The sequence below is a fragment of the Roseixanthobacter finlandensis genome (assembly GCF_043195105.2).
GTDB lineage: Bacteria > Pseudomonadota > Alphaproteobacteria > Rhizobiales > Xanthobacteraceae > NCEH01.
The window spans coordinates 229,123-244,861 of record NZ_CM195536.1; the positions used below are offsets into that span (position 1 = coordinate 229,123).

The window sequence follows — 15,739 nt, forward strand, 5'->3', positions numbered from 1 at the left end:
TTCGCGGGATCGCGGCGCTATTTCACGACCGCGAGATAAGACGCGGGCAGGTGATCGAGCAGCACCGACACCAGTTCGGTTTGCAGCGTCAGGTGCTGCTTCATCAGCGCGTGGGCGGCCTCCTCGCGGCATTCGAGAATGGCGTGCGCCACCTGCTCGTGCTCGCGGCTGGATTTGCGCAGGCGCGCGGGCGTGGTGAGCCAATAGCGGCGATAGGGCGCGAGGCGCTTGCGCAGCAAGCTCGTCTGCTCGTGGAGGAAATCATTGTGGCTGCCGCGATAGACGATCTCGTGGAAGCTGAAATTGGCCTCCGCATAATCCTTGCCGGCGTCCGGCCCCTCTTTCTGCGCGAGGTCGAGGCAGCGCGTCATGGCATGGGCGAGGGCGTCGCGCTCCACCGTGGTCATGCGCGCGGCGGCAAGGGCCGCGCACATGCCCTCCAGCTCCGCCATCACCTCGAACATCTGCACCATGCGCTGAAGCGAGAGGGGGGAGACCACGGCGCCGACCCGCTGGCGGATCTGGACGAAATCGATCGCGGCCAGTTGCAGGAAGGCTTCGCGGATGGGGGTCTTCGACACGCCGAAGCGCTTGGCGAGGCTGACGTCGTCGAGCTTCTCGCCCGGCTCCAGCCGCCCGGAGACGATCTCCTGCTCGAGATAGCGGTAGATGGCGTCGGCATGGGTGCCGGAGCCCCGCAGGAGGCCTTCTTCCTTGCCGTCTGTCGGCGTGGCCGCGGTCTCTTTGCGCACGTGCTGCCCTCTCGTTTGAGGTGATCTTGTCTAAAAAAATATTATTTGCAATTTAAAAAATAATGATCGGCGGATGGGACTGAAAATTGGCCCGCGCGGGGCAAGGCGGCCGGTCTTATCTTGCGATGCAGCATATCCAGATCACCATCTCGCATTAAAATATTTTCTAAATCAGTTTACGCATATTATAAATGCGAAACATCGGGCCGCGCGGGCCGCGTGGGGTGAAGGGCGAGACGGAGCATATGAGCGGCGAAATCACATTCGAGATGCAGGGGGCCATCGGGGTGGTCACCATCGCCAATCCCGGCAAGCGCAACGCGCTGAGCGTGGCCATGTGGACCAGCTTGCGCGATCTGTTCCTGCGGCTCGATGCGGAGCGCGGCTGCCGCTGCGTGCTTGTGACCGGCGCCGGCGGCGCATTCGCGGCCGGGGCGGATATCAGCGAGTTCGAGCAGGAGCGCTCAACCCGCGCCCAGGTCACGCACTATCATGAGGTGCATGTGGGGCCGGCGCTGGACGCCATTCTCGCCTGCGGCATTCCCACGGTGGCGAAGATCCGCGAGGCCTGCATGGGCGGCGGGCTGGAGATCGCCGCGCTCTGCGACCTGCGCATCGCCAGCACCGACGCGAAATTCGGCATTCCCATCAACCGGATGGGCTTTCCCCTGGCGTTCGGCGAGACCGAGCTTCTGTTCAAGCTGTTCGGGCGCGGCGTGCTGGCCGAACTGGTGCTGGAGGGGCGCGTCTTCGAGGCCGGCGAGGCGCTCCAGAAGGGCATCGTGCAGCGGGTTGTCGCCCCTGAGGCGCTCGACGACGAAGCGATGGCGACCGCGCTGCGCATCGCCGGCGGTTCCCCGCTCGCCCATCGCAGCAGCAAGGCGCAATTGCTGCGGCTGTTGCGCGACTGGACCCCGGTCTCGGTCGAGGAGCGCGCGGCCTTCTATGATTTCGCGGAAACGCAGGATTATAAGGCGGGCTACGCGGCGTTCCTGAACAAGCAGCGCGCCGTCTTCACCGGAACCTGACCGGTTCTTCTTGGACAGTTTCAGATGCGCGCGGAGAGCCCCCGCGCGCGTCGTCTCACCGGTGGCGCCGGTTCATTTCAGGCCGAGCAGGCCGCGCATCTTGGAGAGATCCTCCGCCAGCGTATTGACCGGGCCGGCCAAAGCCTTGCGATCCTTCTTGCTGAGCTTGTCATAGCTCTCGAAGCCGTCGGCGGTCTTGTACTTGACCAGGATGGCATCCACGGACGCGAAGTTCGCATCCACCTTCTTCAGGAAGGCCTCGTTCTTCGCATCCTTCGCCAGCAGCGGCTTGAACAGGGTATAGACCTCCTGCGCGCCGTCGATATTGGCCTGGAAATCCATCAGGTCGGTGTGACTGTAGCGGTCTTCCTCGCCGGAAATCTTGGTGGCCGCCACTTCCTCCAGCAAAGCGGCGGCGCCGCCCACCACCTTTTCGGGCGGGAAGGTGAGGCCCTTCACGCGCGCCTGGAGATCGTTCACGTCGGTCATCAATTTGTCGGCGAAGGGGGCAAGGCCGTCGGTGCTGTTGGTGACGAACAGGCCATATTCGATGCGGTGATAGCCGGTGAAGGTCGGGTCCTTCTCCTTCTTGGCATGATCGTCGGCGCGCGAATCGATGGCGCCGTCGAGATCGCTGAACAATTCGGCGATCGGCTCGATGCGCTCGTAATGGGCGCGGGCCGAGGCATAGAGCGCCTTGGCCTTGGCGAGATCGCCCGCCTTCACCGCGTCGGTGAACTCCTTGGTGGCGGTGACGAAGGCATCCAGCTCCTTGGTCACATAGACCTTGTACTGGGCGATCGGCGCGACCAGGTCGAGCGGGGAAACCGCCGCCTGCGCCTGGACCGCGCCGAGGGTCAGCGACAGCGCGGTCGCGAGCATGAGAACAGAGCGCTTCATGGGAAGAAATCTCCAGGAGAAAACAGGATCGTTCGGGATGTTCAGGTGGGCTCGCCCGGCGCGAGCAGGGCGCTGCCGAGAAAATCGGAGGGACCGGACACACCGGGCAGGGCGAAGAAATAGCCGCCGCCGATGGGCTTGATGTATTCCTCGAGCGGTTCGCCGTTCAGACGCTTTTGAACCGTGATGAAACCTTTTTCGAGGTCCGCCTGATAGGCGATGAACAGCAAGCCCATCTCCAACTGGCCGGATTTGGAGATGCCGTTGGAATAATTGAACGGCCGCCGCAAGATCAGGTTCGCCTGCGCGGCGCTGGTGCGGGGATTGGCGAGGCGGATATGGGCGTCGAGCCGGGTCAACCGCCCCTTCGGATCGGCGGCGTAATTGGGCACGTCCTGTTCGGTGTGCCCGCCGAACGGCGCGCCGCTCGCCTTCTTCCGTCCGAAAATCTCCTCCTGCTCCAGCAAGGGCGTGCGGTCCCACCGCTCGACGAAATTGCGGATGATCCGCACCACCTGATAGGAGCCGTTCGCCGCCCAGTCCGGCTCCTCCCCGCGCTTCACCCACACGATGCGCTCCATCATCGCGGCATCGGCGGAATCGGGATTGGCCGAGCCGTCGCGAAAGCCGAGGAAATTGCGCGCGCTCTCCGCCTTGGCACCGGGCCGCGCGGGGATCAGCGGGACCGAGCCCTCCTGCTTCCAGCGCACCAGCAGCAGGTCCGGCAGGTTCTTCACGATGTCCCGCAGCGCGTGGATGTTGGTGTCCGCCGTATTGGAGCAGAACTGAATCAACAGATCGCCGTGGCACAGGTCCGGGTCGAGGGCATCGTTGGGAAACTGCTCCATCGCGGTCAGATGGCGCGGCTTCTTGGGCGCGAGCCCGAAGCGCTCGTCGAACAGCGAGGCGCCCACGGAGACCGTGACCGTGAGATTGTCGGGCACCACCACCGGACCGAGAATGCCGGAATCCGCCGGCGGCAGCTTGGGGTCGAGCTTGGGCGGGGCGCCGCCCTGCATCAGGAAGGCGATGCGTTCCGTCAGCGTGCGGAACAGGCGTTCCAGCTCGGGCCGGGTGGTGGCCAGCACGTCGAACGCCACCACCATTCCAGTGGCCGGCCGGGGCGTGACGATGCCGCTCTGGTGGACGCCGTAGAAGTCCACGCGCTCGGCGGTGCGGTTGCTTTCCGGCGCCGTGGTGACGGGGCTCGAAATGTCGTCGGCGCGGGCGACGGCGGCGGTGCCGAGTATGCCGGCCGCCGCGCCGCCGAGGGCGCCGAACCCCTTGAGCAGGCTGCGGCGGTCGAGCGATGAAGTGCGATGCGGGGAAGAGGGATGAGATGTCATGGTGCCGAACGTCCCGAAATGGTCAGGCCAAGCGCTGCCCCCAGCGTGTCCATGTCGTCGCCGAGCGTGGTGAGCGCGGCGGCGATCGCGGCGCGCTGGTCCGCCGCGACGGTTTCGAAGGATGAAAAGCCCGCGCCATCGCGCTGCGCGGCAAGCAAGGCGGTGAGCGCGGCGCCGTCGGCATCGATGCGGGCGGGCAGGCCCGGCGATGCCTTTTGCGCGAGCGGGCGCAGCAGATTGGCGATGCCCAGCACGGCGTCCGCCTCGGCCTGGATGTCGGCGAGGTCGGAATGGGCATATTTCTCCGCGCCGCCCGTAGCTTCCAGCCCGGCGGCCCGGCGCATCAGGCGGGCCGCGCCGGACACCATACGGTCCGGCTGGAGCTGGAGCGTCGCCATGCGCTGGTCGAGTTCGCCGGCATCGGCGGCGAGCGCCTCGGCCGGGGCGCGCAGGCCCGCGGTGGTGTTCTGCGCGAACAGGCCATATTCCACGCGGTGCAGGCCTTTGAACAAGGGATCCTGCTCGCGCCCGCCGAAATCGTCGGCGCGGGCATCGAGGCGGGTGTCGAGATCGGCGAACAAGTCCGCCGCCGGCGCAAGGCGGGCATAGGAGAGCCGCGCCGCCCCATAAAGCGCGCGGGCCTGCTCCAGGTCGCCCGCCTGCACGGCCTGCGCGAGGGCGGACGTGGCCTTGGCGAAATCCCCGGCATGGGTGAGCAATTGCACCTGGTATTCCGCCAGCGGGCCGATGAAGGCCAGCAAGGCGGGCGCCGCCGGCTCCGCATCCGCCGCCTGCGCGGGCGTCACATGCAGCTTGCCGCGCGGATTGCTGAGCAGGCCGCAAGTGATGTCATAGGTGCCGGCGGCGAGCCGCGTGGCGAGGGTCTGGGTGATGCCGGGCGCGATGTTCTCGCGCTCCTCCACCACCATGACGCCGTCCAGGATCTCCCATTCCATTGCCCGGTTGGAGCGATTGGTGATGGCGAAGGTGGTGCGGCCGGCGGGCACGGTGAGGTCCATGGGCTCGCAGGCGCTGTCCGTGACGATGACCGCCACCGCGTCCCCGGCCTCCGCGGCCTTGCGCCGGCTGGCGAGGCTGGTCGCCCAATAGAAGGCGGCGAACGCGATCACCAGCAGCAGGCCGGACCCCGCGATGGCGAGGCGCATGGCCTTGCGCGACGGCGCGTGCGGCCCGCCGGCGGGCGATGCCGCTTTCGGGGCTGTGTCCATGGTGCCGCTCATCGCGCGCCCCCGCGCTGGGCCAGGGAATGGGACGCCGGCGGCTTTGCGTGCGGCGCGAGGAACAAGGCGAGCGTGATCCCGAGGAAGGCCACATAAGCAATGACGGCGGTGAGGCTCGGCGTATCCTGATAGCCGAGCAGGCCGGCGATGACGGTGCCGAGCGGCCCGTCGGCGGGCAGGATGGCGGACAGATCGAAGGCGGTCTGCTGGAGATGGTTCCACACGCCCGCTTCATGCAGCGACCGCACGGCGCCCGCGAGGATGCCGGCGGCGACGATGAGAATGAACACGCCGGTCCAGCGGAAGAAGCGCCGCAGATCGAGATGCACACCGCCGGCATAGATGCCGTAACCGAGCGCGAAGGCGAGGCTGAGGCCGAGCACCGCGCCGGCCGGCGCGCCCATGCCGCTGCTCTGCTGGAAGGTGGCGAGCAGGAAGAACACCGATTCAACGCCCTCGCGCGCCACCGCGAAGAACACCATCGCGATCAGTGCAAGGGTCTGGTTGCGCTCGCTGAAGGCGGCGTCGATGGAGGCCTGCAGCTCGCCCTTGATGGAGCGGCCCATGCGGCGCATCCAGAACACCATGGAGGTGAGCACGAACACCGCCACGAGGCCGACGCCGGCCTCGAACGCTTCCTGCAGCTTCTGGGGGAACTCGGCGCTGGCGAGCTGAAGCCCGGCGCCGACGAACAGCGACAGAGCCGCCGCAAGCAGAATGCCGACCCAGATCGCCGGCATCCAGGCGTCGCGGCCGGTCTTTTTCAGATAGCCAGCAATAATGCCGACAATGAGAGCCGCTTCGATGCCCTCGCGCAGCATTATCAAGAAAGAAACGAGCATGCTCTTCGGATCCGGATCCAGCTAACCTAGCGTAATATTCGTCATTGATATTCGCTTAGGAATACTGTTAGCTCGTCTCAACAAGCGGTGCCATGGATCGTGAAAACTTAATAACTCGAATAATTCCAATGTTTATACATGACCTTACGGAAGGTATTTGACTTTCAACGGCTAAGTCGCGGATGATCGAGCGCGGCGGGAATCGGTTCAGCCAAAGGCGATTGTGTGCGCAAGGTGCGGTGATTTGAGGTCCGTCGAGACAAGAGTGAGTAAATTCGCCGCGCGGACCGTGAATACGCAGGTTTGTTGGCGATTTGTTGCTGGTTTTGTTTCTGTCATTTGCAGGTGACAGGGTGGGCGACACGGCGCGTTTCAAATTTGCAACAGTCGGAGCCGATCGGCGACCTGCGTGCAGATAGGGCGCGACACCGTTTTGGGGCCCTGATAAGACGAGTCAACTTGAAATGTGATATTATCACATCTGGCCTGCGGCGAGGTTTGGGGACCTTGCCGCCAGGGGCGGATGGTGGTTTTGGGGAAGGGAAAAAGATGACCGGTTCGGTTGCAGATCGTCTCGCCGCGCGTGGATCACGGAACGGCGCGCTCCTGATGAGATCGCTCCTCGCCGGCGTCGCGGCGGTGGCCTTGCTGGGCGCGCCGGCCCTGGCCGCCGATATGTCGACCAAGGCCCCGGCTGCCGCAGAGCCCGCCGCCGAGGAAGCGGAGCCCTCCATCGCCTCCCAGCTCGGCTGGCTCGGCGATTGGGGCGGCGCCCGCACCAAGCTTGCGGACGCGGGCATCCAGTTCGGCGTCAATTATATCGGCGAGGTGTGGAGCAACACCCGCGGCGGGCTCGGAACCGGCACCGCCTATAACGGCCGCTTTCAGTTCACCATGGACGCGGACCTGAACAAGCTGTTCCACTGGAACAACGCGACCTTCCACGTCAGCGCGCTTCAGATCCAGGGCTCGGATTTTTCCGGCCGGTTTCTCGGCAACATCATGGGCGTCAGCAATGTCGACGCCCTGTCCTCGACCCGCCTGTTCGAACTCTACATCGAGCAGGGCTTCGCCGACGGCAAGGCGAGCCTGCGGTTCGGCCAGCTTTCCGCGGATTCCGAATTCGCCATCAGCGACAATGGCAGCCTGTTCCTGAACTCCACCTTCGGCTGGCCGGCCCTGTTCGCCGCCGATTTGCCGAGCGGCGGCCCGGCCTATCCCCTCGCCACCCCGGGCGTGCGCCTGAAGCTGATGCCGAACGACAATTTCTCCGTCATGCTCGGCCTGTTCAACGGCAATCCGGCACCCTGCTGCGGCGATCCGCAGGAGGAGAACAAGAACGGCCTGAACTTCCTGGTGGATGAGGGCGTGTTCGTGATCGGCGAAGCCGCCTATAGCTACAATAAGGATGCCGATGCCAAATGGCTGCCGGGTACCTTGAAGGTGGGCGGCTGGTATAATTCCAACTCCATGCCCAACCAGCGCTATGACATCTTCGGTCTTTCGCTGGCGAATCCGGACACGCTCGGCATCGCCCAGCAGAGCAATGGCGATTATTCCTTCTATGCGATCCTCGATCAGATGATCTATCGCAAGCCCGGCACCAAGGACCAGGGCATCGGCATCTTCGGCCGGGTGAGCGCGGCGCCGAATGCGCAGAATTCCATCAGCTTCTATGCCGATGGCGGCATCAATTTCAAAGGCATGGTGCCCGGCCGCGAAGCCGATTCCTTCGGCGTTGCCTTCGGCACCTCGCGCGTTTCCTCCTATGCGCGTGGCCTGGATCAGGATATCGCCCTCTATACCGCATCCTATTATCCTGTGCGCGGCAGCGAAACGGTGCTGGAAGCCACCTATTCGTTCGAGGTCACGCCCGGCTTCACCATCCAGCCGGACTTCCAATACATCTGGAACCCCGGCGGCGGCGTGCTTGATCCCAACGATCCGAACGGCCTGACCACGATCAAGAATGCCGCCGTGTTCGGCGTGCGCACCACCATCAATTATTGAGCGCATCACTTATTGAGCGCATCAATGCTTGAATGACAGGGGCGGCCCGCGCCGCCTCTGTTTTCATGCGGCGCGATCCTGCCTTCGTTGCAGTCTTGGGCGCACACGCGGTGCGTCCATTTCGCTGGAAAAACACTTTACGATAAACCCGCAGCCCCCTTCGGCGCGGCGACCACCCGGTTGCGGCCTTCCGCCTTGGCGGCGTACATGGCCATGTCCGCCGCTTGCAGCATGGCATCCACCGTGCAGCGCGGCGCGCGCGATACCGTCACCCCCACCGAAACGGTGACGGTGAGAGCCTCGGCGGCGCCCGCGAACGCCTGGTCCTGGATTTCCGTCCGCACCCGTTCGGCGACACCGAGCGCATCCGGCAGTTCGGTTCGCGGCATCAGGATCGCGAATTCCTCGCCGCCAATGCGGGCGACCACATCCGCCCCACGCACCGCCGCCTTCAGCGTATGGGCGACGGCGATCAGAATGGTGTCGCCGCCGGCGTGCCCGTAGCGATCATTGATGGACTTGAATTCGTCCACGTCCACGAAGGCGAGCGCGAACGGATCGCCTGCGCGCGCGCCGGCGAAATGGCCGTTCATGGCCTCCCGGAACGCGCGCAGATTGAGCAGGCCGGTCAGCGTATCCTGCCGCGCCGCCACATCCAGCGCGGCATTCTGCTGGTACACGGTCGCCAGCGCGCGGCGGGCCTGGACGCTGAAGACGTGGAAGCAGACGCCGGTGAAGCCGAGCGTGATCGCGAATGTGCTGGCCGCAAGCGGGGTGACCACCACATGGTTCGTCACCGCCGCGACGGCGAAGATCGCGAGCGCGGCGGCAATTGCGATCCAGGCGGCGATGCCGCCAAAGATGAGGAAGATCGCGCCGACGCAGGGAAAGAAAAGCAGCATCCGCAACGAATCCCGCGGCACCAGAAACTGCGCCGCGCCGATATAGCAAAACGCCGCGAGGAAGAAGAACGCGGCGATCGGCGTGAACCGCCCCGGCCAGCATCGCACCGCGAACAGCAGCACCGCGACGAGGAGAAGGAACGCGAAGGTGTTGCCCTCCTGCACCCGTCCCAGCGACAGCCAGCCCGCGAATGAGCTGAAAATCATCCCTCCGGCCCACAGCAGGGAGGCCGCCATGATCGTCATGAGGAACCGGCGCCGCAGCGCGAGGTCCTGAAGCGTGCCGTTGGACGAGCTGGGTGCGGGCAATGGCGGCATCGCGACGGGGGCTCTCCGGCCAAGGCTGAGGCAAAAGCGGTGGCGTGCTCGGCGCAAGAGTGTCGCACGTCTCGTTCCGCTTTGAACCTGCGGACGTATCATCGCGGCCGCGTCGGGCGGCGCGCGAACACCGCGCCGCCCGACGCGGCCTCCCGACGAGGCCGCCCCTTTGGGGCGGCGCCGTCCGGCGGTGCGGCTCAGATCTTGTATTCGTATAGCAGCCGCGCCCGGATGGTGCCGTCCAGCGCGCGGATGTCTTCCAGAACGCTCTGGCTGTCGGTGGCGGACGCGTCGGCATCCAGCACCACATAGCCGACGTCGGCATGGGTCTCGTAATATTGCGCGGCGATGTTGACCGAATGGCGCGCGAGCACTTCGTTCAGCCGCCCGAGCATGCCCGGCACGTTGCGCTGAACCTGGATGAACCGCGTGCCAAGGGGACGTGCCGGCAGCTGCACCTGGGGGAAATTCACCGCCCCCATGGTGGAGCCGGAATCGCTGTAATCCACCAGCTTGCGCGCCACCTCGGCGCCGATCCGCTCCTGCGCCTCTTCCGTCGAGCCGCCGATGTGCGGCGTCAGGATGACATTATCCAGGCCCTGGAGCGGGGAGACGAAGCGCTCGTTGTTGGAGCCGGGTTCGACCGGGAACACGTCCACCGCCGCCCCGCGCAGCTTGCCGGCGCGCACCGCGTCGGCGAGTGCGTCGAGATCGACCACGGTGCCGCGGCTGTTGTTGATGAAATAGCCGCCGTCCTTGATCGCCGCGATTTCCGCGCGGCCGATCATGCCGTGGGTCGCCGGGGTTTCCGGCACGTGCAGGCTCACCACATCGCTCTGCGCCAGCAGGTCCTGCAGGCTCGCCGTGGATTCCGTATTGCCGTGGCGCAGCTTGTCGGTGTGATCGTAGAACAGCACCCGCATTCCCATGGCTTCGGCGAGGTTCGACAGCTGCGAGCCGATATTGCCATAGCCGATGATGCCGAGGGTCTTGCCGCGCACTTCGTGGCTGTCGTTGGCGGACTTGTCCCAGCGGCCTTCGTGCGCGGCGTGGGAGCGCGCCGGAATGCGGCGCAGCAGCATGACGATCTCGCCGATCACCAGCTCCGCGACGCTGCGGGTATTGGAGAACGGCGCGTTGAACACCGGGATGCCGTGCGCGCGGACCGCATCCACGTCCACCTGATTGGTGCCGACGCTGAAGCAGCCGATGGCGATCAGCCGGTCGGCGGCTTCCACGATATCGGCGGTGATCTGCGTGCGCGAGCGGATGCCGAGCAGGTGAACGCCCTTGATGGCCTCCTTCAGCGCATCGCCATCGAGCGCCTTCGGCAGGCGCGTCACGTTGGAATAGCCGGCGGCGGTCAGCATCTCGACGGCGCTGTCGTTCACGCCTTCGAGAAGCAGTATCCGGATCTTGTCCTTGGCCAGCGAGAGTTGCGGCGAATGGGAAAGGCTAGCGTCCACGATCTCGACGTCCTTCAACGATGAATGAGCGGCCAGCTGGAAACCGTGTCGGCAAAAGGGTTCGGCAAAAGGGTTCGGCTTGGCCGGCTGGTCCGTGTCCGGGGGGCGGGAGCCTCTCGGGCGGCGCGAACTTAACCCTTTTGCTGCCCGCGTCCAGGCTCTGGACGGCGCCCCGGGAAATCGTCGCACCCCGGTGTTGGATGATGCGCAGGCCCAGTTGGCAGGCTCAGCTGCGCAGGCCCGGCGCCTCCTGCCCGGTGCGGGCGACATATTCGCTATAGCCGCCGCCATATTGGTGCACGCCCTCCGGCGTCAGCTCCAGCACGCGGTTGGACAGCGCGGCGAGGAAATGCCGGTCATGGGAGACGAACAGCATGGTGCCCTCGTAATCTGCCAGCGCGGCGATCAGCATCTCCTTGGTGGCGATGTCGAGATGGTTGGTCGGCTCGTCCAGCACCAGGAAGTTGGGCGGGTCGAACAGCATCCGCGCCATCACGAGGCGCGCCTTTTCCCCGCCCGAGAGCACGCGGCAGCGCTTTTCCACATCGTCGCCGGAAAAGCCGAAGCAGCCGGCAAGCGCGCGCAGGCTGCCCTGCGCCGCCTGCGGGAAGGCATCCTCCAGCGATTGGAACACGGTGCGCTCGCCCTCCAGCACCTCCATGGCATGCTGGGCGAAATAGGCCATCTTCACGCTGCCGCCGACGGAGACCGTGCCTTCGTCCGGCTTCGTGGCGCCGGCCACCAGCTTCAGCAGCGTGGATTTTCCAGCCCCGTTGACGCCCATGATCGCCCAGCGGTCGCGCCGGGCGACGTGGAAGTCCAGCCCTTCATAGATGCGGCGGGCGCCGTAGCTCTTGTGCACGTTCTTGAGATTCACCACGTCGTCGCCGGAGCGCGGCGGCGCCTGGAATTCGAACGCGACGGTCTGGCGGCGGCGCGGCGGCTCCACGCGCTCGATCTTGTCGAGCTTCTTCACCCGGCTCTGCACCTGCGCGGCATGGGAGGCGCGGGCCTTGAACCGCTCGATGAAGGCGATTTCCTTGGCCAGCATGGCCTGCTGGCGCTCGAATTGGGCCTGCTGCTGCTTTTCCGCCAGCGCCTGCTGCTGGGCGTAGAATTCATAATCGCCCGAATAGCTGTTCAGCGCGCCGGCGTCGATTTCGACGATCTTGGTGACGACGCGGTTCATGAAGGCGCGATCATGTGAGGTCATCATCAGCGCGCCGTCGAAATTCTTCAGGAACGCCTCAAGCCAGATCAGGCTTTCCAGGTCGAGATGGTTGCTCGGCTCGTCGAGCAGCATCACGTCGGGGCGCATGAGCAGGATGCGGGCCAGCGCCACGCGCATCTTCCAGCCGCCCGACAGGCGGCCGACATCGCCCTCGATCATCTCCTGGGTGAAGCCGAGGCCGGCGAGCACCTCGCTGGCGCGGCCCTCCAGCGCATAGCCGTCCAGCTCCTCGAAGCGTCCCTGCACCTCGCCATAGCGCTCAATGACCGCGTCCATCTCGTCGGCGCGGTCGGGATCGACCATGGCCGCTTCCAGCGTCCGCAGCTCGGCGGCGATGGTGCTGACCGGGCCGGCGCCGTCCATCACCTCGGCGAGCACGCTCTGTCCGGCCATGTCGCCCACGTCCTGGCTGAAATAGCCGATGGTGGTGCCGCGATCGATGGAGACCTGCCCCTCGTCGGGCGCCTCCTGCCCGTTGATGAGGCGGAACAAGGTGGTCTTTCCGGCGCCGTTGGGGCCGACGAGGCCGATCTTTTCCCCCTTGAGAAGGGTCGCGGAGGCCTCGATGAAGACGATCTGCTTGCCGTTCTGTTTGCCGATGGAGTCGAGCCGGATCATGCGCGCTGGGAACCCTGGAATGAAGCTGCTGCGCGCTTAGGCCATTTGGCCGGCCGGGGGAAGGCCGCAAACGGGACAAGGCTGCAAACGTGAAAAGGCCCCGTCGTCGGAACGGCGGGGCCGGCGCGCTCATAATAAGCGCGGGGATGGGACGTCAGGAATGGGGACGCGGCGTCACCGGCCGGGCGCCTCGCCCTGCGCCTTCCGGCGCTGGGTGTCGTCCTCCATCAATTCGAACCACATGGCGTTGAGCACCGCGAAGGCCGCCGCCAGCGGCAGCCCCAGCATCCAGGCGAAGTACCACATCGTGCATTCTCCTCAGTATGCGTGGCCGTTTTTGTCGGTGACCATGGCTTCGTCCACCTTGCCCCACAGCACGCTGTAGACCCAGGTGGTATAGGCCAGGATGATCGGCAGGAAGATCACCGTCACCACCAGCATGATGAACAAGGTGAGGTGGCTCGACGAGGCATCCCACACCGTCAGGCTCGATTGGGGATGGATCGAGGACGGCAGGATGAACGGGAACATGGACACGCCCACGGTGGAGATGATGCCGAAGATTCCCAGCGCCGAGGCCAGGAACGTCGGCACTTCCCGCCGCGCGCGCAGGCCGAGGAAGGCGCCGGCCGCGCCGAGGACGCCCAGGGCGGGCGCCAGCAGCAGCACCGGATAGGACGCGTAATTGACGAACCATGCGCCGCGCTCCATCGCCACCGACTTCAGCAGCGGATTGGACGGGCCGAAGGGGTCCATGGGGGCGGTCAGGCGATAGCCCTGAATGAACAGGTACAGGGCGACGCCGGCGAGGACGAACAAGGCGATGGTGGCCAAGGCGGCCACGCTGCCGATCGCCCGCGCCCGGGCGGCCACCGGGCCGTCCGCCTTCACCATCAGCCAGGCCGATCCGTGGGTCACCAGCATGGCGACCGAGAGCAGCCCGCACAGCAGGGCGAAGGGATTGAGCAGGCCGAAGAACGTGCCCTCATAGAAGATGTGCAGTTCGCTGTCGAAGCGGAACGGCACGCCCTGAAGCACATTGCCCACCGCGACGCCGAAGATCAGCGCCGGCACGAAGCCGCCGATGAACAGCGCCCAATCCCAGCAGGTGCGCCACACGACGCTGTCGCGCTTGCTGCGATACTTGAAGCCCACCGGCCTCAGGATCAGCGCCGCGAGAATGGCGAACATGGCAAGGTAGAAGCCGGAAAAGGACACCGCATAGAGCGGGGGCCAGGCGGCGAAGATCGCGCCGCCGCCGAGGATCAGCCACACCTGGTTGCCTTCCCACACCGGGCCGATGGTGTTGATGACCACCCGCCGCTCCACGTCGGTGCGGGCGACGAACGGCAGCAGCGTGGTCACGCCCAGGTCAAACCCGTCCATGATGGCGAAGCCGATGAGCAGCACGCCCAGCAGCACCCACCAGATGAGCCGCAGGATTTCGTAATTGATCAGGTCGCTAAGGATCATGGCGCATCACTCCGCAGGGGCCAGGCGGGCTTCGAGCAGCCCCGCTTCGGGCTTGGTGTCCGGCGCGGGACCCTTGCGGATCGCGCCGATCATGAGGCCCATTTCGATGATGATGAGGGTGGTATAGATCAGGGCGAAGCCGCAGATGGTCATCAGCACCGTCGTCGCGCCGAGGTTTGAAACGCCGGCGGCGGTGGGCAGCATGCCTTCGATCATCCAGGGCTGGCGGCCGAATTCCGCCACCACCCAGCCGAATTCCGCCGCGATCCAGGGCAGCGGGATCGACAGCACCGCGAGCCGCAGCAGCATCGGATAGCGGTCCAGCATGCGGCGCGCCGAGAGGATGAACATCAGCGTCATGAAGGCGATGAAGTAGAAGCCGAGGCCCACCATGATGCGGAACGACCAGAACATGGGCGCGACGCCGGGCACGGTGTCCCAGGCGGCCTTGCTGATCTGCTCCGGCGTCGCCTGCCGGGGGTCATCCACATAGCGCTTCAGGAGCAGCGCATAGCCGAGGTTGCGGCCGTTGTCCTCGAACGCCTTCTGCACGTCGGGGGCAACCGCGGTGCTGCCCGCGGCGCGGATCTTCTGGAGTGCGTCATAGGCGATGATGCCTTGCTGGATGCGGTCCTTGGCATGGCCGACCAGTTCCTCGATGCCGGGGATGACGGTGGTCAGCGAGCGGGTGCCGATCAGGCCCATCACCCAGGGGATGCGCACCGCATAATGGGTCTCGCGCGCTTCCTGGTCGGGAAAGCCGAACAAGGTGAAGGAGGCCGGCGCCGGCTCGGTCTCCCACATGGCCTCGATGGCGGCGAGCTTCATCTTCTGGTGCTCGGTGTCGAGATAGCCGCTCTCGTCGCCCAGCACGACCACGGAGAGCGCGGCCGCGAGCCCGAACGAGGCCGCAACCGTCATGGAGCGCTTGGCGAGCTCCACGTGCCGCCCCTTCAGCAGATACCAGGCCGCGACGCCGAGCACGAAGAAGGACGCCGTCACATAGCCGGCGGACACGGTGTGCACGAACTTCGCCTGGGCGACCGGATTGAACAGCACCGCGTAGAAGTCGGTCACCTCCATGCGCATGGTCTGCGGGTTGAAGGCCGATCCGGTCGGGTTCTGCATCCAGCCATTGGCGATCAGGATCCAGAGTGCGGAGAAATTGGAGCCGATCGCCACCGCCCAGGTGGTGACGAGGTGCCCCACCTTCGAGAGCTTGTCCCAGCCGAAGAAGAACAGGCCGACGAAGGTCGCCTCCAGGAAGAAGGCCATCAGCCCTTCGATGGCCAGCGGCGCGCCGAAGATGTCGCCGACATAATGGCTGTAATAGCTCCAGTTCATGCCGAACTGGAACTCCATGACGATGCCGGTGGCCACCCCGAGCACGAAATTGATGCCGAACAGGGTGCCCCAGAACTTGGTCATCTGGCGCCAGATCTGGCGTCCGGTCATCACGTAGACCGTCTCCATGATCGCCAGGAGCACGGAGAGGCCGAGCGTGAGCGGCACGAAGAGGAAATGGTAGAGCGCCGTCATCGCGAATTGCAGGCGCGATAAGCTTACGATGTCGAATTCCATGTCATCGCTCCGGGCAGGCCCGGCCTCCAGT

General features: G+C 65.5%; 13 protein-coding genes. 2 read left to right on the forward strand and 11 right to left on the reverse strand.

Annotation, left to right across the window (positions count from 1 at the left end; all coding sequences use genetic code 11):
- Positions 1–17: 17 nt before the first annotated feature.
- Positions 18–752 carry a GntR family transcriptional regulator gene (locus V5G24_RS01145; protein WP_394078741.1) on the reverse strand — a complete coding sequence of 245 codons (735 nt, stop codon included), beginning with the start codon at positions 750–752 and terminating at the stop codon, positions 18–20.
- A 245-nt stretch (positions 753–997) separates the two neighbouring features.
- On the opposite strand from V5G24_RS01145, the gene V5G24_RS01150 reads away from it, so the two are divergent.
- Positions 998–1,780, forward strand: a complete 783-nt coding sequence (locus V5G24_RS01150; protein ID WP_394078743.1) for an enoyl-CoA hydratase/isomerase family protein — start codon at positions 998–1,000, stop codon at positions 1,778–1,780.
- A gap of 72 nt (positions 1,781–1,852) precedes the next feature.
- Here V5G24_RS01150 and efeO (V5G24_RS01155) read toward each other — a convergent pair whose 3' ends face one another.
- Genes efeO (V5G24_RS01155) through efeU form a run of 4 tightly spaced genes read right to left on the reverse strand, consistent with a single transcriptional unit; the run spans position 1,853 to position 6,109 of the window.
- A complete protein-coding gene (gene efeO, locus V5G24_RS01155) occupies positions 1,853–2,680 on the reverse strand; it encodes an iron uptake system protein EfeO (RefSeq protein ID WP_394078745.1) in 828 nt (275 codons plus the stop codon).
- A 41-nt stretch (positions 2,681–2,721) separates the two neighbouring features.
- Entirely contained in the window at positions 2,722–4,026 is a 1,305-nt protein-coding gene (gene efeB / locus V5G24_RS01160; protein WP_394078747.1) for an iron uptake transporter deferrochelatase/peroxidase subunit, read from the reverse strand.
- Positions 4,023–5,255, reverse strand: a complete 1,233-nt coding sequence (gene efeO / locus V5G24_RS01165; protein ID WP_394078749.1) for an iron uptake system protein EfeO — start codon at positions 5,253–5,255, stop codon at positions 4,023–4,025. Before efeO (V5G24_RS01165) ends, efeB begins: the two co-directional genes overlap by 4 nt.
- Before the next feature lie 8 nt (positions 5,256–5,263).
- Entirely contained in the window at positions 5,264–6,109 is an 846-nt protein-coding gene (gene efeU, locus V5G24_RS01170) for an iron uptake transporter permease EfeU (RefSeq protein ID WP_394078751.1), read from the reverse strand.
- 609 nt (positions 6,110–6,718) lie between these two features.
- On the opposite strand from efeU, the gene V5G24_RS01175 reads away from it, so the two are divergent.
- Positions 6,719–8,119 (forward strand): carbohydrate porin, encoded by a 1,401-nt coding sequence (locus tag V5G24_RS01175; RefSeq protein ID WP_394078753.1) that lies wholly within the window; start codon positions 6,719–6,721, stop codon positions 8,117–8,119.
- Positions 8,120–8,256: 137 nt separating this feature from the next.
- Here V5G24_RS01175 and V5G24_RS01180 read toward each other — a convergent pair whose 3' ends face one another.
- From V5G24_RS01180 to V5G24_RS01205, 6 genes are all read right to left on the reverse strand, one after another.
- Positions 8,257–9,330, reverse strand: coding sequence for a GGDEF domain-containing protein (locus tag V5G24_RS01180; protein WP_394078755.1), 1,074 nt, complete (start codon positions 9,328–9,330; stop codon positions 8,257–8,259).
- Between the two features lie 206 nt (positions 9,331–9,536).
- A complete protein-coding gene (gene serA, locus V5G24_RS01185; RefSeq protein ID WP_394078757.1) occupies positions 9,537–10,805 on the reverse strand; it encodes a phosphoglycerate dehydrogenase in 1,269 nt (422 codons plus the stop codon).
- Positions 10,806–11,031: 226 nt separating this feature from the next.
- Complete coding sequence (locus V5G24_RS01190) at positions 11,032–12,654, reverse strand: ABC-F family ATP-binding cassette domain-containing protein (RefSeq protein ID WP_394078759.1); 1,623 nt, start codon at positions 12,652–12,654, stop codon at positions 11,032–11,034.
- 174 nt (positions 12,655–12,828) lie between these two features.
- Positions 12,829–12,960, reverse strand: coding sequence for a cytochrome bd-I oxidase subunit CydX (gene cydX / locus V5G24_RS01195; protein WP_394078761.1), 132 nt, complete (start codon positions 12,958–12,960; stop codon positions 12,829–12,831).
- A 12-nt stretch (positions 12,961–12,972) separates the two neighbouring features.
- Positions 12,973–14,127, reverse strand: a complete 1,155-nt coding sequence (cydB, locus tag V5G24_RS01200; protein ID WP_394078763.1) for a cytochrome d ubiquinol oxidase subunit II — start codon at positions 14,125–14,127, stop codon at positions 12,973–12,975.
- A 6-nt stretch (positions 14,128–14,133) separates the two neighbouring features.
- A complete protein-coding gene (locus V5G24_RS01205) occupies positions 14,134–15,708 on the reverse strand; it encodes a cytochrome ubiquinol oxidase subunit I (RefSeq protein ID WP_394078765.1) in 1,575 nt (524 codons plus the stop codon).
- Positions 15,709–15,739: the final 31 nt, after the last annotated feature.

Coding starts and splice junctions, on each gene's coding strand:
- V5G24_RS01150 (WP_394078743.1), top strand. CDS start 998: ATGAGCGGCGAAATCACATTCGAGATGCAGGGGGCCATCGGGGTGGTC.
- efeO (WP_394078745.1), bottom strand. CDS start 2,680: ATGAAGCGCTCTGTTCTCATGCTCGCGACCGCGCTGTCGCTGACCCTC.
- efeB (WP_394078747.1), bottom strand. CDS start 4,026: ATGACATCTCATCCCTCTTCCCCGCATCGCACTTCATCGCTCGACCGC.
- efeO (WP_394078749.1), bottom strand. CDS start 5,255: ATGGACACAGCCCCGAAAGCGGCATCGCCCGCCGGCGGGCCGCACGCG.
- efeU (WP_394078751.1), bottom strand. CDS start 6,109: ATGCTCGTTTCTTTCTTGATAATGCTGCGCGAGGGCATCGAAGCGGCT.
- V5G24_RS01175 (WP_394078753.1), top strand. CDS start 6,719: ATGAGATCGCTCCTCGCCGGCGTCGCGGCGGTGGCCTTGCTGGGCGCG.
- V5G24_RS01190 (WP_394078759.1), bottom strand. CDS start 12,654: ATGATCCGGCTCGACTCCATCGGCAAACAGAACGGCAAGCAGATCGTC.
- cydX (WP_394078761.1), bottom strand. CDS start 12,960: ATGTGGTACTTCGCCTGGATGCTGGGGCTGCCGCTGGCGGCGGCCTTC.
- cydB (WP_394078763.1), bottom strand. CDS start 14,127: ATGATCCTTAGCGACCTGATCAATTACGAAATCCTGCGGCTCATCTGG.
- V5G24_RS01205 (WP_394078765.1), bottom strand. CDS start 15,708: ATGGAATTCGACATCGTAAGCTTATCGCGCCTGCAATTCGCGATGACG.